This window comes from Novosphingobium barchaimii LL02 (genome assembly GCF_001046635.1).
Lineage (GTDB): Bacteria > Pseudomonadota > Alphaproteobacteria > Sphingomonadales > Sphingomonadaceae > Novosphingobium > Novosphingobium barchaimii.
On sequence record NZ_KQ130457.1, the window covers coordinates 41,669 to 62,920 of the forward strand.

Consider the following 21,252-nt stretch of genomic DNA (forward strand, 5'->3'; position numbering starts at 1 on the left):
AGCCTCCACCGCGCGCCGGTGCTCATCAGAACTTCACGGTCGACCGCACGCCGAACGTGCGCAGGTCGCGCAGTGCCACCGCAACGCCGGAGAACGGCGAGAGGTAGGAGTTGGTGCGCTCCAGCAAGGTGAAGTCGATCGCTGCCGGGTAGGCCTTGTTGTTGAACAGGTTGGTTACGAACCCTTCGAAAGTGAAGCGGTCGTTTCCAAAGCCTGCGCGCAAGTTCACTTGCGTCATGTCCGGCGTCTTGGTCAGGTTGGAGGCGTTGGTGTAGACCCCCGACTTGTACGTGAAGTCGGCACGGCCGAAGACTTCCATGTCACCGCGCAGCGGCACCGTGTAGTTGGCCGAAACCGAACCCGAATAGCGTGACGCCAGCGGATTGTGATTGCCGGTAAAGTCGGTGATGCCGGTGAGGGCAGTCACTGTCGGCGCGCTGAGCCTGCGGATGTCGCTTTCGTTGTAGGAGCCATTGGCCGAAAGCGTCAGGCGGTCGGTGGCCGCGAAAGAGAAGTCGCCTTCAAGGCCGTACATCTTGACCTTGCCGGTGTTGAGCTGGGCCTGGATGTTGTAGACCACGCTGGTTGCCGGATCGACCAGAGTTATGACGTTCGCGTTGAGCTGGTCGTTCCAGATGCCGTAGTATGCGGCAACGGCGTAGCGCAGGCGATTATTGAATGCGCGGCCCTTCGCCCCGATCTCGAAGTTGTCGAGCTTTTCCGGCTCCACCGCGATGCGCAGACCTGCATCGGCGGCCAGAACCTGCGCCGCTGGACTGAGGTTCGAAAGGAATACGGTGTTGAAAGCCGCCGGATTAACGCCCTTCGAATAGGATGCGTAGACCATCGTATCCGGCGTGATCTGGTAGTTCACGATTACGCGCGGAGTGAAGTTCTTGTAGGTTTGCTGGGCGAGAACCGAGCCTTCCTCGTAGAAGCCGGGCGTTGCAAAGGCGGCCGAGGCGATCGTTTGTCCACCCGGACGCGCATAGGCGTACATCTTGTCGATCTGGTAGCGACCGTCGACGTTGATGCTGATATCCGGCGTGATCTTGTAGCCCAGACCGAAGAACGCGCCGAAGGTGCGATTGCGGGTCTTGCCCGAAACGACGCTGAACTGGCTGGTACCCAGCGCGCCGTTGTTGCCGCCGCCGCCGCCCTGGAATGTCGCGTTCAGGTAGCTCCCGCCCAGGGTTGCAGTGAACGGGCCGCCATCGTCATAGCTGGCGCGCAGTTCCTGTGAGAAGTCCTTGCTGATCGCCTCGACAAGGTAGGGGTAGTCGAAGTAGCTCGGCGCTCCGGGAGCGGTGCCAACGGCGTTATTAGAGTTCGGCGCCGTGGTGTTGTAGTAAAGGTCGAGGTCCGAAAGCTGGCTGCGGCGCTCGTTGTTGTAGCCGGTGAGCGAGGACAACGTCACGCCGCTGCCGATTTCCCAATCGACATTGAAGTGCAGGTGGTAAAAGCGGCTGCGCAGGCCATAACCCTGTACGCCGTCTTCGGGATCGATAAGGCGTCCGCGCGGATTGGCGAGGAAGTCCTGAATGAAGGGCGTGTTGACCGTGTTCATCGACGGCGCTCCGGCGGGCAGGCCGGGCAAGGTTCCGCAGAAATAGCGGTTATTGCCGAAAGCGCAGTTCGAAGAATCCGGAACGATTACCGCACCGTTCGAGGGATTTGTGACAGCGTGTGCCGCGAGCAGACCGGTAGCATTCGGACCATCGTTGTTCTTCGAAATCATCGCGAAGGCCTTGGCCTTCAGGTTCGAAGCAGGCGTGAACGTCATTGCCAGTGTTGCGGCGCGGGTGCGCTGGTCGCCCAAGGTCTGTCCGGGGACACCCTGGTTCTTCCAGGAGCCGCTCTTGGCTGTCTCCTGCACGGTAGCGCGGAAGCCGACGAGGCCTTCGATCAGCGGTGCGCCGATGGATGCCTGGACGTCATGGTTGTCGCGCGTGCCTATCATGCCCGAGAAGCTGGCTTCAAGCTGGTCCGGGGTGGCCTTGGTCACGACGTTGACCGCACCGGCAAAGGTCTGGCGGCCGAAATAGGCGCTCTGCGGACCCTTTAGGACTTCGATACGCTCGGGATCGGAAATCGTCTGGATCGCGGTGGCGGTGGAAACCGGGACGCCGTCGATGAACATCGACGCGGTCTGGACCGATGCGCTTGAAGGGGTGAAGCCGCGAATGATGACCTGCTGAAACGAACGATCGTTGCGGCCTGACGAACTTGATACGATCTTCATGCTTGGGGTGAAGGAGGCAAGGTCGGTGATCGACTGTACGCCGCGCTTCTGCATGTCCTGGCCGGAGAGGGCAGTGACCGAGATCGGTGTCTTGAGGATGTCCTCGCCGCGCTTGCGGGCGGTCACGACGATATCACCCGGTGCACTGGCGGCTGAACTGGTGCTCTGTTCCTGAGCATATGCCGCCGAAGACAGTCCAGTTATCGCGAACGATGCACAAGACATTAGAAGGGCGCCGCGACGCGCCGAAATGTTGGTCATTATTGCTTCCCCATTTCGATCCCTGACCATTAATTTGGTCTGAGTGTGAGATCGTTCTTCCTGCGATAATTCGTGTTTTATTTTTTTGAGAATTTTTATTTTTCGAAGCGTAGTGTCATCAATTCGCCGTTCGATGGTTGCACCGTATCATCGGTTTTCTCCGCTTCGGAAATCAGAAGCCCTTATCACCCCCAATAATTCCTGATTGGCGCATGCCGCGCAGCCGTGCTGCTTGGGAAGACTGTGCGGGTAGCACCGGGACAGCCCGGCCTTTCACCCCCGACCACGTTGACCGACTATAATCATTCCTAAGCGAGGCGCGACACGACGTCATGAAATTGCTTGCTTTTCTCATGCAGACCGGCGGTCACATCGCAGGCTGGCGTCACGCGCGTGCTGCCGACAACGCCCTTTGTGATGCCGAGTATTTTCAGGCTCTTGGCCGTACTGCGGAGAAAGGCCTGTTCGACGGCGTCTTTCTTGCCGACTATGTCGGGTATCACCCGGTCAAGGGCGCGGCGGTGTTTGCCGGTCTGGAAACCCCGAAACTCGACCCGTTGGTGGTGTTGGCAACGATCGCCGCGGCAACCCGCAACATAGGCCTGATTGGCACTGCCTCGACCACGTACAGCCATCCTTATGACGTGGCGCGTCGCTTCGCCTCACTCGACCATGTGAGCGGCGGGCGCGCAGGCTGGAACATCGTTACCTCCACAATGGAAAACGAGGCACACAACTACGGCTTCGAGGCCCACCTTGCCCATGCCGACCGCTATGCCCGCGCGGATGAATTCGTGGCGGTTGCGCGCAAGCTCTGGGATAGCTGGCAGGCCGGTGCCGTCGTTGCCGACAAGGTGAGCGGCGCCTATACCGATCCGGCCCGCATCAGCGCTGTGGATCATCAAGGCGAGCACTTTCGCGTCGCTGGGCCACTGACGGTCCCGCGCACGCCGCAGGGGCATCCGGTGCTGGTCCAGGCCGGGGCTTCGGCCACCGGCCAGCAGTTCGCGGCGGCCAATGCGGAGGTGATCTTCACGTCGCACCCGACGATCTTCACGGCCCAGGCCTTCCGCGCAGACATGCACACGCAACTGGCGCAATTCTCGCGTAGTCCCGAAAGCCTCAAGATCATGCCCGCGGTGACTCCGGTGATCGGACGTACCCGTTCCGAAGCGGAAGATCTGAAGCGTGAACTGGACGACCTGATTCCCGCGCGAATCGCGATCTCGAAGCTGGAGGGCTTGCTCGGCAATGTGGACCTGTCGGGGGCCGATCCTGATGGGCCGCTGCCCGCCTTGCCTGCCGAAGCGCTGGCGGGCGAGAACTCGACCCGGGACCGCGTTCTCGAACTTTCGGAGCGCGAGATGCTGCCTATCGCGGAACTGGCGCGTCGTGTCGCAGCGGGGCGTACCGGACACACGATCGTCGGAACTGCCGAAGATATCGCTGAAACTCTCATCGAATGGGAGAACTGCGGCGCGGCGGACGGGTTCGTGATTTCCGCCCCGTTCTTACCCGGTGGTCTGGAGGACTTCGTCGATATGGTTGTGCCCATTCTGCAGGAACGTGGACATTTTCGGCGCGAGTATGAAGGTACTACGCTGCGCGAGAACCTGGGGCTTGCGGTGCCGCCCAACGGTTTCGATGCTGATCCCACATCGCGCCGACGCCCAGAAATCTGGTGAACCCGGCTCCTTACGAGTACGGCCCTTCCCAACGAAAAGCCGTCAATTCTCACCTGAACGAAATACGGATTTTTCCATGAACACGCTTGCTCCCTTGATGAACCGCAGCGAGGCAGAGCGGGTGCTCGGTGCCTGCGGAGTGTCCGCGCTGGTTCTGTCCGATCCCGTGAACATCTATCATGCGACTGGTTTCTGGCCGCAGATGGTAACTATGGGTCAGTCTGGCGCAGCATTTGCCGTGGTTCCGGCGGCGATTGGCGAGCCGGTCGTCCTCATTACCAGCCAGTTCATTCACTATCTTCATGATGTGGATGACGTGCCTCGCGAAGATCCTGTTCGCATCCTGCTTTACACGGCGCCTGACGGGCTTGAGGGCGCCGCTCCGCCAATCTTCCTGGGTGAAGCGCTCGGCGGAAGACCCGATCCGATGGATGCTGTCAGCCGCACGTCGACGTTAAGTGTTCTGTCTCGCCGCCCTGCCTATCCGACCGCTGCTACCGCGCTAAAAGCTGCCGCGGATCCCTTTGCCGGGAACATTGCCGTCGACACGCTTAATGCGGCAGCCGCGCTCGGACTTGATGGCCAGTTACGGCCCGCCGAGCCGCTGCTGCGCCAGATCAGGATGATCAAGTCCCCGGCCGAGATCGCCCTGATGCGCCGCGCCGCGTCCAACAACGCCGACGCAGCGAAAGAGGCAATCCTTTCGATGCGCGCGGGCAAGACCTATGAGGACCTGCGCCTTGCGTTCTTCGAGGGTACCGGGCGCCGGGGCGGTATCCCGCTTTTTATGTCGACGGACAGCATGGCGATGCGCCGTAGGGACGGCATCCTGCACGAAGGGCGCAGTTTCCAGATCGATGCGGTCAGCAGCTATGCCGGATATCACGGTGACTTCGGGCGAACCGTCTTCGTCGGCGAGCCGGACCCCATCATCATCCGCATGGTCGAGGCGGCGACATGCGCCAACGAGGCGATATCGCGGGCCCTTCGGCCGGGACTGCGGTATTCGGATGTCCGCCATATCGGCCATGAAGCCGTGAAGCAGGCGGGCTATGATGTGGCAACCGCCTGCGGCACGCATAGCGTAGGCTTGTACCATACGGACGAGGCGTTCCAGGCGGGAAGTCTCAACTTCGCAAAGGACGATCATGTCATCCGCAAGGATATGGTTGTCAGCGTGGATTGCCCGGTGCTCCACCTCGATGCGAGCGGGAACGTCCATTTGGAGGATTTATGGCTGATTACGGAAGATGGCTGCGAACCCCTCAATGAACGGGGCGAGGCCTTTTTTCAGATATAAGGCGGGTGCGGCAGTCGTGGGCCCCTAGCGCCGTTCGCATAGGGGCGACAGCACCCGCGCTAATTGGAGAGCTGTACCGAATATATCCTTGTCATTGGCGCCCGCACGAAGATTTCTCGCCTGTGGAAATCGCATCTACGGCGAATATATGCTGACTCTCCAGCCGGGATTACCGTGCAGCATGCGGGCAAGGGCCATCGCTCATAGGCTCACCACGGCGTAGCCGAGCGGAATGGCGGCGATGATGCGCAGGGCCATGTCCCCGCGCTGCCGACATCCCGGCAGCTGCGCCGTGGCGGCCGTGCTCACTGGTAGGAGAACCGCAGCGTTGCGAACACAGTGCGGGGGCTGCCGTAGAAGTTACCCCGCCCCGTGGAAGAGATACGTGCGTAATACGAGCGGTCGAACAGGTTATTGACGTTGACCGACAACCATAGCTGTTCGTTCAGCTTTTAGCCGGCCCTGAGGTCCGCGACGACATAACCGCCCTGCCGGACGATGGTGGAACGGGTGACCAGCGAGCCATCGATGTTGAATACCGCTGCATTGCCCCCGGAAGTGGAACTGAGCCAGGTCACGCCGCCGCCGATGCTGAAGCCTGCCAAGGCGCCATCGGTCGGCGCGTAATTGGTGAACATCTTGATCGAATGCTTCGGGATCACCGGCACTACCGAGATGCCAATGCCGGGTAATTCTGCTGCGCCCCGGCACGCATGCGGTCGTCTGGCGGCGTGACCTGCTCGGGCTTGCGGCATTTCGGAACCTGGGGCGGGTAGGGGAACCTGCGGAACATCTACTTTCGGGAGATGTAAGGACCAAGGGCGGGCCCGGCGTCATAGCCGGGCTCGCATGGCCGGGTTATGGTCAAAATTCGACCGTTGCCGAGGTCTTGAAGACGCGGGGCATCCCTTGGACAAGATAGCCGCCGAGTGAAGAAGCCCAGTACCGCTTGTTCGCGACGTTATCGACGTTGAAACGAAACGTGACCGGCTTGTTCGCGACGGCGACCACATAGCGCGCGCCAAGGTCGAAGCGCGTCCATTCCGGCAGTTCGAGCGTATTGGCGAGGTTCACCATCTGCCTGCCCGTCTGCATCACGCGTCCCGTCAGGGTCACGCCGGGCAAGAAGGCCAAGTCCCATTCGACATTGGCGTTCGCGGTGTATTCGGGCACGCCGATGGCGTTGTTGCCGTCAAACGTGCCGCCCGTTGTCCGGCGCTGCTTGGCGTCCGTAACCGAAAGGCCGGCGATCACGCGCAGGCCGTCGACCGGCTCGCCGTCGAGGCTCAGTTCCACGCCCTTGTTGCGCTGCTGGCCGTTGAGCGTGAAGCGCGGGAAGGTGTCGGTCGTCTCGTTCAGGGTCTGCGGCCGATCTGTCTGGAACAGCGCGAGCGAGGCGTTGAAGCGTCCCATGGCGAGCTTGCCGCCCACTTCGTACTGCACGGTCTTGAAAGGTGCGAACACTTCGCCTGCATTGATCGTTCCGGCGCCTGCGATCGGGCCCTGGACCAGACCTTCGATGCGGTTGGCATAAAGCGAAACGGTCTCGGCAGGGCGTATCACGAGGCCGACCACCGGGGTCGTCGCGCTTTCCTTATATTCCACCGACAGGCTGCCGGCGGGCATGGGAGCAGGCACCGTCACGGCGTTCGCCCGATACGTGCGGACATGGATCTGCTGGCGGCGCAGGCCTACGGTAAGCTCCACCTTGTGATCGAATGCGCCGATCGTGTCGGATACGAAAAAGCTGGTGAGGCGAGTACGGTTCACCGGGAACGGATCGGCACGGTTGCCACCCTGCAGACCGCCGTTGAAATTGGGCACTGCCAGGTCGGCCGGATCGTAAAGGCTGGTGTTGGGCGCGGTGACCGAAGGCGAAAAGCCATAGGCGTTGCGGTTCACATAGCGGCTGTGTGATGCGCCGAGGTTGAATTCGTGCGTGATCGGGCCTGTCGCGAACTTGCCCCGCACGCCAGCCTGCGCGGCTTCGTTGTTATCATTGCGCGGGATAGTCGAGCCAGTGACGCGGGCCGCGCCGGTGGCGTTATCAACGACCGTGAAGCTCTGGTACTGCCCCCGCTCCGCAGTGTCACGCGCACCGGCGGCGCTGTAGAACAGGATATCGTCGGAGATGTCGTACTCGAATTTGACGATGCCGAATACATCGCGGATCGTTGTGAAGTTCCAGTCCTGGCCATAATTGCTGTCGGCATCCGGCACATCGGGGATGGCGGTGACGGTGGCTGCCAACTGCACCATCGGGCGCATATGGCGCACTTTCACGCGCTGAAAGGCAAGATCCAGGGACAGCCTGGCGCGGTCGCTGCGCCAGTCGAAGGCCGCGCCGGTCACCACCGAACTGCGAAACTCGTCGTTGATCGCGGTATCGCCGGCTCGTCCGGCACCGTTGATGCGCACGCCGAACTGGCTTGCGTCCCCGAACCGGCGGCTGAAATCGAATGCGCCACCAAAGTGGGCGTCCGACTGGTAATTGACGGTCAGCCGGTTGATCGGCTGGTCCTTGGCGCGCTTGGGTTGAAGATTGACGGTGCCTCCCAGCGCAGTGCCACCCGGCGCCGCGCCGAACAGGAATGCGCTGGCGCCGTTGAGGATCTGCACCTGATCATAAAGTTCGGGCGAGACGAGCTGGCGGGGGGTTACACCGTAAAGCCCGTCGATCGCTATATCTTCGCCATAGAGGGGAAAGCCGCGGATAATGAACTGCTCGGAAGCATTGCCGAAGCCGAGCGAAGTGCGGACGGACGGGTCATTTTCAAGGACCTGCCCAAGCGTAAGCGGCTGCTGATTCAGAATCAGCGCCTCGCTATAGCCCTTGATCGCGAAGGGAACTTGCAGAGCATCTTTCGCGCCGAGTGCACCCAGGCTTCCTCGGCGCAGGACCTGCGTCTCGTTTTCGCGCTGGGCCGTGACGACGATGTCGGCTTCCTGAGCGAGTACGGACGGACCCGAAGCGCTTGCGCCGGCGACAACAGCGAGGGTTGCGAACTTTAAGATACTGCGACTGCTTAGCATTCTCAATTAACCCCTGTATTTGCCGCTAGGATGCCGCGAATTCCGCTTCCACCATCTGGCGTGTGGCAGCTGCCACTATTCGAAATTTCAGCAAACCTCCAGCTCTTCTGATTAGAGAGGGCCAACTCGTATTCTTGCCGATGCTGCCTCGGTCGCGGCAATGCGGGGTGGTGGGTCAACGGGCGGCGCAACTCATGCTGAAAACGCTCGTCGGGGTTTGGTGGTCGACTGCACCGGAGTCGTCGGCGACTTCCCCGAAAAGCAAGAGCTTTGCTGGGTCATATCGCTTTCGGCATACTCCGAACGCCATGCTTTCTTTTCCAGCCCATCGGCTGATTTTATTGAATAATCTTCCATGAATGCAACATATGTTGCCTGACGAGTGCTGAAGGCTCCTGACGTGCCAGTTCTTCGGCAGTTGCCAGTGCCATCGCGCGATAGGGTGCCAGCATGTCGGGATAGCCCGCCTCGATCGCAGTGAGGTGAGCGCAGACTGTGCCGGTATCCCCGCGCAGCACCGGACCCGACAGAGCGCCGATCCCACGTTCGAGCGCATTGTCCAGTGCAGCGCGTACCAGCGGCGCCAGGAAATCTCGCGGGTTCTCCGCTCCGGCGGCCCGCAAGGCGCCTGATGCTCCTGCGATCAGTGTGACAAGGTGATTGGCCGCGTGGCATAGCGCGGCGTGATAAAGTGTGCGCTGCGTTTCGGCCACCTCGACCGATACACCGCCAAGCATGCGGATAAGCCCATGGGCACGCGCTGCCGCTTTGGAATCCGAGCCGGTAACGGCAAAATGTGCCCCTGCCATGCGCACCACCTCAAGATGCGGATCGCCGGTGAAGGTCATGGCCGGATGTATCGCTGCCGTCAGCGCGCCGTTACTGTGCAGGGCGGAGAGGATCGCCGTGCCGCTGCTGCCGCTGACGTGGAAGACGAGAGGCGCGTGATCCAACCGCCCGGCCTGAGCCAGTGTCTCAGCCACGGCCGTGATGGCATCGTCCGACACCGCGATGACGGTGACATCGCAGGCCTGCACAAGCGCAGCGAGGCTGTTGGCCGCCACGCCATGCCCGATCTGCGCGATGGCTTCCTCCATTGCCGTGCGCGTGCGGCCCCAAAGCATCGGCGGCTTTGCGCTATGTTTGCCAAGAGCTAGCGCCATGGCGCGGGCAACTTTGCCTGTGCCGATGATGCCGATCTGCCGGATGAGGGAGGGGGCCGTCATGTGAACCATTTACCGCCTGAATCGCGTTCGCACTATCCCCGGGTCAATCAGGCCCGACATCAATCAAGGGTGGCGTCAATCGCCCAGCTCCGCCGCGATGCCCATCAAGGCGATGCGGGCTACGCTGGCCAGTCGTTTCTCGTCCCAGCCTTCGCGCGCGGCAGCGGACATGCCGGACATCACGGCGACCACCATGTCCGTCACACTATCCGCCGCATCGGGATGAGACTGCATTAGGAAGGCGTGAATGGCGGCGCGCGGGCGTTGGGCCGCGGTGCGCGCCAACTGGCAGATATCGGCATCGGTGGATGCGCGCGCGGCTTCCAGCACGAGGCAACCACGCCGTTCGGGATCGGCAGCATAGGCGCGCGCCGAATCCGTAAGCAGGTGCGCCACCGCATCGATGACGGGACGGCCGGGCACGAACAGGTCCGCGATCGGGGTGGCGGCCGCACTATAGCGCTGGAGGACGCGCTCGAAAAAGGCGGCCTTGCTGCCGAAGGCGGCATAGAAGCTGGGAGGCTTGATGCCCAGCGCGCTGGTCAGCGCGGCAAGGCCGACGCCTTCGTAACCCTTTTCGTGGAACAGCGCCTCGCCTGTCGCCAGGGCCTGTTCGGTATCGAAGCTGCGCGGCCTGCCCCTTCCTGATTTTAAATTAGCAGTCACTACAAAATACCTCTTGAAGCCCCTCGCGGGGCGATATATGTAGCGAACGCTCAATATTTATCAAGGAATGTGACATGGCAGATATCATGGGAAAGAAGGCATTGGTGATTGGCGGCAGCCGCGGCATCGGCGCCGCTATCGTAACGAGACTGGCTGCCGACGGCGCGCAAGTCGATTTCACTTATGCAGGCTCCCGGGAATCCGCCGAGGCCTTGGCGCAGAAGACCGGGGCCACGGCCATCCGTTCCGATGCCGCCGACCGCGACGGCCTTATAAAGACCGTGCGCGACGCCGGACCTGTCGATATCCTGGTGTTCAACGCCGGTCTGCTGGTAGCCGGCGATCCGTTGGAACTGGCAGCGGATAATGTCGATCGCATGATCGACGTCAACGTGCGCGCGCCTTACCATGCCGCCGTCGAAGCGGCGCGCGCCATGCCCGACGGCGGGCGCATCGTGTTCGTCGGCTCCGTCAACGGCGACAGCATGCCATTCCCCGGCCTTGCCGCCTATGCGATGACCAAGTCGGCCTTGCAGGGCATGACGCGCGGCCTCGCGCGTGATTTCGGCCCTCGCGAGATCACCGTCAACGTCGTGCAGCCGGGACCCACCGACACGGAAATGAATCCCGCCGATGGCCCGATGGCCGAGCTGATGCACAGCGTCATGGCGATCAAGCGCCATGGGAACGCGATGGAAGTGGCGAGCCTCGTCTCCTACCTTGTGAGCGCGGATGCGCGCGGCATAACCGGCGCCATGCATACCATCGACGGCGGCTTCGGCGCCTGACCGGCCGACACGAGACACATAACGGCCAGATCGGGGAAGCGGCGCTGAAGGCCGCGTTAGCCTCACCTGAGGAAGCCGATGGCCTTCCCGTTCTCGAACGGATTTTGAGCAGGAGTATTGGCATGGATATCGGATTTGTCGGCCTTGGCCGGATGGGGCTGGCGATGGCCTCGAACCTGGGGCGTGCCGGGCACCGTATTCTCGCTTGGAACCGTTCGCCCGTGGCGGGGGATGCGGTGGTGAACGGGACCATCGCGGCAAGCCCTGAGGAGGTGCTCGGCGCAGACGTGGTCTTTACCATGCTGTCGGACGATGCGGCGATCCGGGAGGTCGTGCTGGACGGCGACCTTCTATCCCATGCCCGTGAGGGACTGGTGCATGTGGTCACCGCGACGATCTCGGTGGATTTCGCGGGTGAGCTTGCGGATATCCATGCCGCGCGTGGCATCGGCTATGTCTCGGCCCCGGTGTTCGGTCGGCCCGACGTGGCCGAAGCGGCGCAGCTCAACATCATGGCCGCCGGCCCCGCCGAGGCGATCGCCAGGGTAACCCCGCTGTTCGACGTGATCGGGCGGCGCGTCTTCGTGATGGGAGAGGATCCCCGCACCGCCAATGCCTCCAAGGTCGCGGGCAACATGATGATCGCCATGGCCATGGAGGCCATGGCCGAAGCGGCGGCGATCACCGAGGCGCACGGCGTGGAGCGCGGCGCTTTCCTGGACCTGATGACCCAGACCCTGTTCGGCTGCCGGGTCTATGAAAATTATGGCGGCAAGATCGTTGCGGGCGATTACGAGCCGGGCTTCCGCCTGGCTCTCGGCCTAAAGGACCTGCGGCTGGCGAGCGAGGCCGGCGAAGCGTTCGGCAAGGCGCTGCCCATGCTCGGCGCGGTGCGCGGGCAGATGCAGGCCGCCGCCGATGCCGGGCGCGGCGAGCAGGACTGGTCTGCCATAGCGGCGCATCTGCTAGGCAGTTGAGCGGCGCGTTCAGGAGGCGGGGGTGGCCGTATCCCCGCCCAGCGCCTGATAGACCTGCACTTGCGCGGTCAGCTGGTTGTAGCGGTTCTGGAGCAGGCTGCTGCGCGCGCTGCGCAGGCGTTCCTGCGCGTCGAGCCACAGGCGCAGGGTGATGAGGCCGTTGCGGTACTGGCGTTCGTACAAGGACTCGGCGTCTTTGGCGGCGGCGTAATTGGCATCTAGGAACCGGGCCTGGGCGATGTACTGGTCGCGCGCGGAAAGGCTGATCTGGGTATCGCGCAGGGCGTCGTAGAAGGTCTGGCGGAAGTCCTGGACGGCGATGTCGTAGTCCGCGCGGGCGACCCCGGTGGCGAGGCGGACCTTGACCGGGTTCAGTTCCGGCAGCGATAGCGCCGCGCCGAGGCTGGCGGCTGGGTTGCTGAAGAACGTGAGCAGCGAGGAACTGGCCGTCCCCAGCGCGCCGGTCAGGCTGAAGCCGGGGTAATAGCTTACCGTGGTGGCATCGCTGGTCGCCAGCGTCCCGCGCAGGCGCAGTTCGGCCGCCGAAAGGTCGGGGCGACGCGCCAGCAGCGAGGCAGGGACGCCCGCGTTGATGGCGGGCAGGGCGTTCTGGGGCAAGGCACGCAGTTCCTCGCCGTCGTAACCTTGACGGTCGAGCAGGGCGGCGAGGGCTTTCAGCGCCTCAACGCGGGCCTGTACCAGCTGCGTCTGCGCGGCTTCCTGCGATGCGACCGATTGCTGCGCATCGCGCAGTTCCACGCGGGAAACGGCGCCGGCGTCATACTGGCGCTGCACCAGTTCCAGCGCGCGCTTCACATAGGCGATGCTCTGTTCGCCCAGCGCGATCTGTTCATTGGCATATCCCAGTTGCCACCATGCCTGTACGGCGGTGCCGATAAGCGAAAGTCGCGTTCCGGCTAGATCCTGCGCGGTGGCCTGTGCTTCCCAGCGCGCTGCGTCTGCCTGTGCGTCGAGCTTGCCGAAAAGGTCGATCTCCCATGAGGCGCCCAGAGAGCCGTTGCTCCCTTTTGTCCAAGATGTGCCGCCCTCCAGCGGCTTCGAGGCATTGGAGGATAGCCCCGCGTTGAAGCTGGGGAGCAGCGCCTGCCGCGCCAGATCGGAGGACAGCCGCGCGCGCTTCAGGCGGAGGCCGGCGGCGGCGAGGTCGGCATTGGTCGCCAGCACCTGCTGCACCAGCGAGGTGAGGGCAGGGTCGCCGAACTCGTTCCACCACGGGCCGCCTGCGGGGGCGGGATCGCCCACGGGAGCTGCGTCCCATCCGGCGGCGACCGGGACCGAAGGCACGGCGTAATGCGAGCGGGTGACGCCCGCGCAGCCGGCGGCCAAGGGAAGCACTGCCAGGACGAAGAGCAGCCGCGGGGAAGGGAGGAGCCTATGCACGCTTAGTCTCTCGAAAGGGCGTCGACCGGGTCGAGCCGGGCCGCGCGCCGGGCGGGCAGGAAGCCGAAGACGATGCCGATCATCGTGGAGCACACGAAGGCGGCAACGATCGAAGTGGTCGAGTAGGACAGGGTTATCGGCGCGCTCGCAAGGTAGAACAAGACGCCCACCCCAAGCGACAGCAGCACGCCGATCACGCCGCCGATCAGGCACACCAATATCGCCTCGATCAGGAACTGCTGGAGAATGTCGGACTGACGCGCGCCCACCGCCATGCGCACGCCGATCTCGGCGGTACGTTCAGTGACCGAGACGAGCATGATGTTCATCACGCCGATGCCGCCCACGATCAGCGAAATCACCGCGATCGCGGCCACGAGCAGCGTCATGGTCTGAGTGGCGCTGGTGATCGTGGCGCGGATGTCGTCGGAATTGCTGATGAAGAAGTCAACCGTGCCGTGGCGCTGGGTCAGAAGCTGCGTCACCGCTGCCTCCGCTGCTGAGGTTGAGGTATTGTCGGCGATGCGCACGGTGATGTTTGATACGTAGGACTGACCCAGCATCCGGCTCATCACCGTGGTGTAAGGCACATAGGCGGTCAGGCTGTCGCTGCCGCCGAAGCCCTGCTGCTGGGTGCCGACGACGCCGACGATGCGCACGGGGACCTTGCTCAGCAGGACGACTTTGCCCAGCGGGTCCTCGCCGTCCGGGAACAGGGTTTTCACGGTGTTCTCGTCGACCACGGCGTCCTGCTCAAGGCGGCGCACGCTTTGCTGATCGAACAGGCTGCCTGACACTAGTTTCAACCCGCGCACGCGGAAGTAGTCGGCGCCCACGCCGCTGACGCTCGCGGTGGCGGCCACGTTACGGTAGCGGGCGGTGACGCTGGAGGAGACGCTGGGGGTCACGCTGTCGATGTATGAAAGCTGCGACAGCGCATCGGCATCGGTGTCCTTGAGTGTCTGAATCTTGCCCGATCGCATGTCGCCGAAGCTCTTGCCGGGAAAGACGGTAAGGGTGCTGGTGCCCAGCCCGGAGATGTCCGAAAGAATTTGCTCCTGCGAGCCCTTGCCCAGCGCCACCACGGACACGACCGAGGCGATGCCGATGATGATGCCCAGCATCGTCAGGAACGTGCGCAGCTTGTGCGCCGACATCGCCAGTACCGCCATGCGGAAGGCTTCGCGAAACCGGTCGGCAAGCTGCTGGAAGTTGCTGGTGCCCTGTACCGGCGGGGGCAGAGTCGGCGCGATTTTCGGCTCGCCCTTGCGGCGGTCGTCGATGATCTCGCCGTCGTGGATCTCGATGATCCGGTCGGCGTGCTCGGCAACGTGCATGTCGTGGGTGACGATGATGACTGTGTGGCCCTCGGCGTGGAGTTCGCCCAGGATCGCCATGACTTCCACGCCGCTGGCGCTGTCCAGCGCGCCGGTCGGCTCGTCGGCGAAGATCACCTCGCCGCCGTTCATCAAGGCGCGCGCGATCGAGACGCGCTGCTGCTGGCCGCCCGAAAGCTGACCGGGACGATGGTTGGTACGCTCACCCAGGCCCAGGCGGGCGAGCAGTTGCCCGGCCCGGTCAGCCCGCTCGCCGCGCGGCTTGCCGGCATAGACCGCTGGAACCTCGACGTTGCCGAGCGCGGAAAGGTCGGTGAGCAGGTGGTAGCGCTGGAAGATGAAGCCGAAATGCTCGCGGCGCAGGGCCGCCAGTTCATCCGGCTCCAGCTTGCCGGTGTCTCGACCGCTGACGCGGTACGACCCCGAGGTCGGCCGGTCCAGGCAGCCCAGAATGTTCATCAGCGTCGACTTGCCCGAACCGGACTGGCCGACAATGGCCACCATCTCGCCCGCCAGGATCGTCAGGTCGATGTCCTTGAGCGCAGCGAAGACGCCGTCGCCCGAAGGATATTCGCGCCGGACTTTCGACAGCGACAGGAGCGGCGTGGGGGTCATCGCCGCCTCAGAATCCCGGCGGGCCCATGCGACGGCGGCCGCTGGATGCCGTATCGCCCGATGCCTCTCCGATGACCACGTTCTCGCCTTCCCTGAGGCCGGAGACGACCTCCACGTTGACGTTGTTATTTAGGCCGATCCTGATCTGGCGGTTCTCGATCGTGCCTTCCTCGGTCTTCACGCGCACCGTGTAGCTGCCGTCCTTGCCCTTGGCGCCGAGGGCGGTCGCCGGGATCGACAAGGCATTGGCGCGGCGATCCAGCACGATGGAAACCTTCGCGGTCATCAGCGCACGCAGGCGGCCGTCGGTATTGGGCACTTCGAACAGGGCGTTGTAGTAGATCGCCGTGGAGGTGCTGCTGGTGGAGGAACTGCTGGAACTGGAGCTGACTTCGTCGACGATGGACTCCGGCGCCGGTTCGATCAGGCGCAACTTGGCTTCATAGCGCTTGTCCGGGTCGCCCAGGATGGTGAAGTAGACCGGCAGGCCGGGCTTCACGTTGATGACGTCGGCCTCGGACACTTCGGCCTTGATCGTCATAACATCGAGCTTGGCGAGGACGACGATGGTCGGCGCGGACTGGTTGGCGTTGACCGTCTGGCCCTGCTTGCTGACCACCGCGACGATCACGCCGTCCATCGGCGCGGTGATCTTGGTATAGCCCAGCTGCACCTGCGCGGTATCTACACTCACCCCGGCCGCCCGGATCTGCGCCCGCAGCGCATCGTAGCTGGCCTGCGCGGATTGCAGGGTTGCGCGGGCCGCCTCGAAGTCCTGCTGCGAGGTCGCCTCGCCCGATCCCAGCGCCTGCTGGCGGCGGAAGGCGAGCTGGGCCTGTGCCAGCGTCGCCTTTGCGCCGGCGAGCTGGGCCTGCGTGTTGGCGAGGTCGGCCCTGGCGGTCTCCAGGCTGTTGGTCTGGGTGCGCGGATCGATCAGGCCTATCAGGTCGCCCTGATGGACCACGTCGCCCACAGCGACGTTGAGCTGGTCCAGCCGGCCGCCGACCTGCGCGCCCACACTGACCAGTTCCTTGGGCTCAAGCGTCCCTGTCGCCTCGACAGTATGCTCGATCGCGCCGCGCACGACCTTGGCGGTCGCGACGTCCGGCTCGGCCGGTGCAGACAGGAACAGCTTCCAGACCAGCAGGAGGATACATGCGCCAAGAATGGCGCCGCCGATCACGATGCGACGAGTGGTGAACATGGGCTCCGGTATGGCTTGTGGCTGGAAGGTTGTGGGTAAAGACTTCGACAGGGATTTGTAAAGTTTTCGTAAAGGTGGTCAGGCCGCGGCTGACAAGCGTGCGCTGCTGGGCCATCAGAGCGGGGTGGACGAGGATTCCAAACGCATCCTGTTGATCGACGACGATCACGAACTTGGCGCCATGCTGGGCGAATATCTCGAAAGCGAAGGCTTCCGCGTCGAGATCGTCTCTGATGGCGTACGGGGGCTGGCGCGCGCGCTTTCGGGCGAGCACGACGCGGTAGTGCTGGATATAATGCTGCCCGGCCTCAATGGCATCGACCTGCTGCGCGCGTTGCGGGAAAGCAATCAGTTGCCCGTCATCATGCTCTCCGCGCGCGGCGACGAGGTGGACAAGGTGATCGGGCTGGAACTGGGCGCGGACGATTACGTCGCCAAGCCCTGCTACCCCCGCGAGCTTGTCGCCCGACTACGCGCCAACTTGCGCCGGCAGCAGCCGGTCATCGTCCCTCAGCCGGCGACGATCTTGCTCGGCGGGCTGGAAGTGCAGGTCGCCGCGCGCAAGGCGCAGTGGCAAGGCGCCGGGGTGGAACTGACGGCGTCCGAATTCAACATCCTGCTCATCCTCGCCCGCGCCGGCGAGGCCGTGGCGACCAAGGATGAGATTTCGCTACGGGGCCTGGGCCGGGCGCGCCAGACGTATGATCGCAGCGTCGACGTCCACGTGAGCAACCTGCGTCAGAAGCTGGAAGCGGTCTCGCACGGGGCGGCAAGCGTCGAGACGGTGCGCGGGGTTGGCTACCGGCTGGGGGTTCGTTGATGGGCCTGCGGATCGGGCGGTTGCTGGCTGGTCGGCGGTTGTTCTGGAAAATCCTTCTGGCGTTCCTGGTCACCTTCGTGGTGATGACCCAGGTGGTCTGGCTGCTGTTCGCCCTGCGCGGCGACCGCGAACCGCCCGAATTCCTGATGACCCGTCATATCGGCCCGCCCGTGCTGGAGGCAGCGGTGCAGGCGGTGGGCGGCGGCGGGCCGGCGCGCTACCGGGCAATGTTGGCGAACCTGCCTGAGGATTCGCGTCATCGGCTGGAGCTTGTGGCGGAAGGCACGCGCCCGGCCCGGCTCGGCGAGGGGTACGGGGTGCTGGAGCGCCGGGTGCGCGATCCGACGGGCGCGCGTTACCTGCTGCGCTTTCGCTACCACCGCGACGATTCGCCGGGGCTGCTCAACATCCCGCCTGAGCTGGTGTTGACGGGTGTGCTGGCAGGTCTGGTTTTCAGCGGGCTTCTGGCCTGGTATCTGCTAGCCCCGATCAACCACCTGCGGCGCGGGTTCGAACGCCTTGCCCGCGGCGAACTGGCAACGCGGGTGTCGCCGGCGATCGGCGCGCGGCGTGATGAAGTGGCGGACCTTGCCCATGAATTCGACCGCACGGCTCGGCTGATCGAACAACTGGTGCAGGGCCGTGACCGGCTGCTCCACGACGTTTCGCATGAACTGCGCTCACCACTGGCGCGCCTGCAACTGGCGATCGCACTTGCGCGGCAGACCCCGGCGCGGACCGAAAGCGCGATGGACCGCATGGAGCGCGAGGTCGAGCGTCTGGACGGGCTGGTTGGCGAACTGCTCACTCTGGCCCGAGCCGAAAACGAGCAGGACCCCGGTGACGACTATTTCGACCTTGTCGGCGTAGCGGCCAGCGTCATTGCCGATGCGTGCTATGAAGCGCAGCCCGCTGGCATCGAGATCACTTTCGATGCGCCCGGGGAAGAGGATGAGGAGCGCCCGCCAGTACGCGGCAGTTCAGAACTGATGCGCCGGGCTATCGAGAACGTGGTGCGCAACGCACTGCGCTTTTCGCCGCCAAAGGGGCGAATCGAAGTGGGCTGTGTCTATCTGGCAGGGGAAGCGTCATTTCGCCTGTCGGTTGTCGACGAAGGACCGGGGGTGCCGCCAGATCTGATCGACACGCTGTTCGAGCCGTTTGTGCGGGGAAAGGCAGATGGCCAGGGCCTTGGCCTTGGCCTCGCCATTGCATCGCGCGCGGTCGCCGCGCACAAGGGCCGCATAGTCGCGGCCAATCTGCCTGGGCAGGGGCTCAAGGTCGAGTTCGAAATCCCGGCCAAGGCGTTATGACAGCGCGCCTGTTTCGATAGGCGCGCTTCAGGCGATCAGTTAACCCGGCGCCTATGCTTGCCGCCGTACTTCTTGCCGCAGAAGTCGTCGAGTTCGCGCATTTCGCTGGCAGCGGCAGCAGCGATGGCCTGGCCGCAGGGAAGGCTGGTTTCGGATGCCGCGATACGGGCTTCCACGCGATCACGCAGTTCTTCCATATCCGCGCGCGAGAGCACGTTCTTTTCACGAAGGTAGCAGATCAGGCTCTGCAGAATGATCATTGCCTTGTCGCCGGTATCAACGTCACTATTCTCGATCATCGGTTTAGCATCCTATAAAAGCGACCGTATTGCTCGGTCTTCAATGGCATCAGGATGATACGAACCGGCAAGAATGTCCAGAGCCCGCAAATACGCACGATTATGCCGTTTTGAGCCATTTTCCAGACTCGAATCGTGTTGCGGCGATAGTGCGGCCCATGCGCGCAACCCGTCGATGGATTCGCGGCGCAGGGCGGAATTTTCAGCGGCCCAGCGCGGCAATCTCCTGTCGCAGCAGCGAACGGACATAGCGGCGCAGCGTTTCATGTTCGCGGTAGGGATACAGTTCCATCCGTGCGACCATCCCCCACGAGATCGAAAGTATGAAATCCATCATCGTCGCACGCTGCTGCTTGGTTGTGCCGGGCGCGAGCGAAACCAGCGCGGCCTCGAGGCTGGTGTTAAGGCGTTCGTCGACCTTTCGATTGATATCCGCGATGATCGGGTTGCGGCCGACCTCGGCAAGCAGATCGCACATCAGCCGGCGGTCTTCCTTCGAGGGCTCCTCGATGGCGACGCGTTCGATCCAGTCGCGGATCGCCTTGCTGTCTCCGGCAGCCACTGCGGCCTCCAGAACCTCTTCCTGGAGCCAGCCTGAAAGGTCGGCCTCGCAGATGGCGGCGATGATCGCCTCCTTGTTCGCGAAATCCCTGTAAATCTGGCCCACGGCGATCCCGGAAGCGTTGGCGATCTGTGCCACGCCGGTTTGATGGAACCCTTTCTCGACAAAAAGGTTACGCGCTGTGAGGAGGAGGTGTTGTCGGCGGGCCGCCGACCGTGCGGCGCGCGGTCGATCGATAGTACCGTCGTTTGTCATTCCTTCTCCCGACTTGCAATAGATGCTGCGACGCAATAAAGAGCGCCCGAATCATGAGTGAGCACTCACTCACGCTTTAACTCTCTTGGCGGATAGACTCCATGAAAAAGATCACCCCGGCCCTGGTGCTGCTTCTGTCCGCTTGTGGAGGGGGAGGCGAACAGGCCGCGCCCGCAGGTCCGCCCGAGGTCGGCGTGGTGACCGTGCGCGAGGAAGCGGTGGTCATCAGCACCGAACTTCCCGGCCGTACCAGCGCTTACGAGACTTCGGACGTGCGCCCGCAGGTCAACGGGTTGATCCTCCAGCGCCTGTTCACCGAAGGCGACCAGGTCAGCGCCGGGCAGGCGCTTTATCGCATTGATCCCGCGCCTTACGAAGCACAGGTGGCAAGCGCCCGTGCGGCGCTGGGCCGCGCGCGCGCAGCGATCGCTTCCACTGCTGCCCTTTCGCGGCGTTATAACGAACTGGTCAAGATCAACGCGATTTCCCGCCAGGACGCCGAGAACGCCGCCGTCTCCGCCCAGCAGGCCCAAGCCGACGTCGCCGCCCAGCAGGCCGCGCTGCGTACCGCCCAGATCGATCTGGGCCGCACCACCGTTCGCGCGCCGATTTCGGGCCGCATCGGCCGTTCGACCTTCACGACCGGCGCTCTCGTGTCGGCTTCGCAGGCCGATGCACTGACCACTATTCAGAAGATCGACCCGATCTTCGTCGACATCCAGCAGTCCAGCGCGGACGTTCTCAGGCTGCGCCAGCAGTTGCTCTCGGGTGAAATCTCGCGCGAGGGCGGCGCCGCGCGCGTTCGCCTGAAGCTGGAGGACGGCAGCGCCTACCCGCAGGAAGGTGTGCTCAAGTTCACCGACGTCAGCGTCGATCCCACCACCGGCAGCCAGGTCGTGCGGGCGCAGTTCCCCAATACCGGCGGCCTGCTGCTTCCCGGCATGTATGTGCGCGCCGAACTGGTCGAAGGCACCCGTAGCAAGGGCATCCTGATCCCGCAGGTTGCCGTTACGCGCGACGAGAGGGGCGCCCCGACGGTGCTCGTCGTCGGCGCGCAGGGCAAGGTCGAGGGTCGCAAGATCACCGCACCGCGCACGGTCGGCACCAACTGGCTGGTTACCGGCGGCCTGAAGGCCGGCGAAAAGGTCATCGTCGAAGGCGCTCAGAACGCGCGTCCCGGCGCGGCGGTAAAGGCCGTTCCGGCGCAGCAGGCAAAGCCCGGCGGCAACGCGCCGGCGGGCCAGCAGCCGAAGCAGGGGCAGTAACCC

At 63.7% G+C, this 21,252-nt stretch carries 17 protein-coding genes; 7 read left to right on the forward strand and 10 right to left on the reverse strand.

From position 1 onward, the window contains the following. Positions 1-25: 25 nt before the first annotated feature. Positions 26-2,368: a TonB-dependent receptor gene (locus V474_RS19145; protein ID WP_236711341.1), complete on the reverse strand. Its 2,343-nt coding sequence runs from the start codon at positions 2,366-2,368 to the stop codon at positions 26-28. A gap of 467 nt (positions 2,369-2,835) precedes the next feature. Here V474_RS19145 and V474_RS19150 point away from each other — a divergent pair, with 467 nt between their 5' ends. Further along, positions 2,836-4,188 carry an LLM class flavin-dependent oxidoreductase gene (locus V474_RS19150; protein WP_059153016.1) on the forward strand — a complete coding sequence of 451 codons (1,353 nt, stop codon included), beginning with the start codon at positions 2,836-2,838 and terminating at the stop codon, positions 4,186-4,188. Continuing rightward, entirely contained in the window at positions 4,148-5,488 is a 1,341-nt protein-coding gene (locus V474_RS19155) for a M24 family metallopeptidase (RefSeq protein WP_169795098.1), read from the forward strand. The genes V474_RS19150 and V474_RS19155 overlap by 41 nt, the downstream gene beginning before the upstream one ends. 452 nt (positions 5,489-5,940) lie before the next feature. On the opposite strand, the gene V474_RS26670 is transcribed toward V474_RS19155, so the two are convergent. From V474_RS26670 to V474_RS19175, 4 genes are all read right to left on the reverse strand, one after another. Beyond that, the gene (locus tag V474_RS26670; RefSeq protein WP_236711342.1) at positions 5,941-6,150 is read right to left on the reverse strand and encodes a hypothetical protein; all 210 of its coding nucleotides are present in this window, start codon (positions 6,148-6,150) and stop codon (positions 5,941-5,943) included. Between the two features lie 202 nt (positions 6,151-6,352). Beyond that, positions 6,353-8,521, reverse strand: coding sequence for a TonB-dependent receptor (locus tag V474_RS19165; RefSeq protein ID WP_059153019.1), 2,169 nt, complete (start codon positions 8,519-8,521; stop codon positions 6,353-6,355). Between the two features lie 338 nt (positions 8,522-8,859). Then, positions 8,860-9,747 carry a Rossmann-like and DUF2520 domain-containing protein gene (locus V474_RS19170; protein WP_059153020.1) on the reverse strand — a complete coding sequence of 296 codons (888 nt, stop codon included), beginning with the start codon at positions 9,745-9,747 and terminating at the stop codon, positions 8,860-8,862. Between the two features lie 75 nt (positions 9,748-9,822). Beyond that, complete coding sequence (locus V474_RS19175; protein ID WP_059153021.1) at positions 9,823-10,413, reverse strand: TetR/AcrR family transcriptional regulator; 591 nt, start codon at positions 10,411-10,413, stop codon at positions 9,823-9,825. Positions 10,414-10,487: 74 nt separating this feature from the next. Between V474_RS19175 and bdcA the strand changes: the two genes are divergently transcribed. Further along, positions 10,488-11,201 (forward strand): SDR family oxidoreductase, encoded by a 714-nt coding sequence (gene bdcA, locus V474_RS19180; RefSeq protein ID WP_059153022.1) that lies wholly within the window; start codon positions 10,488-10,490, stop codon positions 11,199-11,201. Between the two features lie 122 nt (positions 11,202-11,323). Continuing rightward, entirely contained in the window at positions 11,324-12,178 is an 855-nt protein-coding gene (locus tag V474_RS19185; RefSeq protein ID WP_059153023.1) for an NAD(P)-dependent oxidoreductase, read from the forward strand. Positions 12,179-12,187: 9 nt separating this feature from the next. Here the strand turns inward: V474_RS19185 and V474_RS19190 are convergent, their stop codons facing one another. From V474_RS19190 to V474_RS19200, 3 genes are read right to left on the reverse strand one after another with little or no spacing between them, the layout of a single operon-like run. Beyond that, positions 12,188-13,579, reverse strand: coding sequence for an efflux transporter outer membrane subunit (locus V474_RS19190; protein WP_059153024.1), 1,392 nt, complete (start codon positions 13,577-13,579; stop codon positions 12,188-12,190). Positions 13,580-13,581: 2 nt separating this feature from the next. Beyond that, entirely contained in the window at positions 13,582-15,531 is a 1,950-nt protein-coding gene (locus V474_RS19195) for a MacB family efflux pump subunit (protein WP_059153025.1), read from the reverse strand. 7 nt (positions 15,532-15,538) lie between these two features. Beyond that, on the reverse strand, positions 15,539-16,735 hold the full coding sequence (locus V474_RS19200) for an efflux RND transporter periplasmic adaptor subunit (RefSeq protein WP_059153026.1): 1,197 nt from the start codon (positions 16,733-16,735) through the stop codon (positions 15,539-15,541). Between the two features lie 124 nt (positions 16,736-16,859). Between V474_RS19200 and V474_RS19205 the strand changes: the two genes are divergently transcribed. Further along, a complete protein-coding gene (locus tag V474_RS19205) occupies positions 16,860-17,555 on the forward strand; it encodes a response regulator transcription factor (protein ID WP_236711343.1) in 696 nt (231 codons plus the stop codon). Continuing rightward, complete coding sequence (locus V474_RS19210) at positions 17,555-18,868, forward strand: sensor histidine kinase (protein WP_059153027.1); 1,314 nt, start codon at positions 17,555-17,557, stop codon at positions 18,866-18,868. Before V474_RS19205 ends, V474_RS19210 begins: the two co-directional genes overlap by 1 nt. Positions 18,869-18,903: 35 nt before the next feature. Here V474_RS19210 and V474_RS19215 read toward each other — a convergent pair whose 3' ends face one another. Then, the gene (locus tag V474_RS19215; RefSeq protein ID WP_059153028.1) at positions 18,904-19,167 is read right to left on the reverse strand and encodes a hypothetical protein; all 264 of its coding nucleotides are present in this window, start codon (positions 19,165-19,167) and stop codon (positions 18,904-18,906) included. 202 nt (positions 19,168-19,369) lie between these two features. Further along, positions 19,370-19,984 carry a TetR/AcrR family transcriptional regulator gene (locus V474_RS19220; RefSeq protein WP_059153029.1) on the reverse strand — a complete coding sequence of 205 codons (615 nt, stop codon included), beginning with the start codon at positions 19,982-19,984 and terminating at the stop codon, positions 19,370-19,372. A 101-nt stretch (positions 19,985-20,085) separates the two neighbouring features. Here V474_RS19220 and V474_RS19225 point away from each other — a divergent pair, with 101 nt between their 5' ends. After that, the gene (locus V474_RS19225) at positions 20,086-21,249 is read left to right on the forward strand and encodes an efflux RND transporter periplasmic adaptor subunit (RefSeq protein WP_059153030.1); all 1,164 of its coding nucleotides are present in this window, start codon (positions 20,086-20,088) and stop codon (positions 21,247-21,249) included. Positions 21,250-21,252: the final 3 nt, after the last annotated feature.

What these genes read in the sequence shown, in the direction of transcription:
- V474_RS19210 (WP_059153027.1), top strand. Translation starts at nt 17,555, where the DNA reads ATGGGCCTGCGGATCGGGCGGTTGCTGGCTGGTCGGCGGTTGTTCTGG.
- V474_RS19165 (WP_059153019.1), bottom strand. Translation starts at nt 8,521, where the DNA reads ATGCTAAGCAGTCGCAGTATCTTAAAGTTCGCAACCCTCGCTGTTGTC.
- V474_RS19170 (WP_059153020.1), bottom strand. Translation starts at nt 9,747, where the DNA reads ATGACGGCCCCCTCCCTCATCCGGCAGATCGGCATCATCGGCACAGGC.
- V474_RS19155 (WP_169795098.1), top strand. Translation starts at nt 4,148, where the DNA reads ATGCTGATCCCACATCGCGCCGACGCCCAGAAATCTGGTGAACCCGGC.
- V474_RS19215 (WP_059153028.1), bottom strand. Translation starts at nt 19,167, where the DNA reads ATGATCGAGAATAGTGACGTTGATACCGGCGACAAGGCAATGATCATT.
- V474_RS19185 (WP_059153023.1), top strand. Translation starts at nt 11,324, where the DNA reads ATGGATATCGGATTTGTCGGCCTTGGCCGGATGGGGCTGGCGATGGCC.
- bdcA (WP_059153022.1), top strand. Translation starts at nt 10,488, where the DNA reads ATGGCAGATATCATGGGAAAGAAGGCATTGGTGATTGGCGGCAGCCGC.
- V474_RS19200 (WP_059153026.1), bottom strand. Translation starts at nt 16,735, where the DNA reads ATGTTCACCACTCGTCGCATCGTGATCGGCGGCGCCATTCTTGGCGCA.
- V474_RS19150 (WP_059153016.1), top strand. Translation starts at nt 2,836, where the DNA reads ATGAAATTGCTTGCTTTTCTCATGCAGACCGGCGGTCACATCGCAGGC.
- V474_RS19195 (WP_059153025.1), bottom strand. Translation starts at nt 15,531, where the DNA reads ATGACCCCCACGCCGCTCCTGTCGCTGTCGAAAGTCCGGCGCGAATAT.
- V474_RS19225 (WP_059153030.1), top strand. Translation starts at nt 20,086, where the DNA reads ATGAAAAAGATCACCCCGGCCCTGGTGCTGCTTCTGTCCGCTTGTGGA.
- V474_RS19220 (WP_059153029.1), bottom strand. Translation starts at nt 19,984, where the DNA reads ATGACAAACGACGGTACTATCGATCGACCGCGCGCCGCACGGTCGGCG.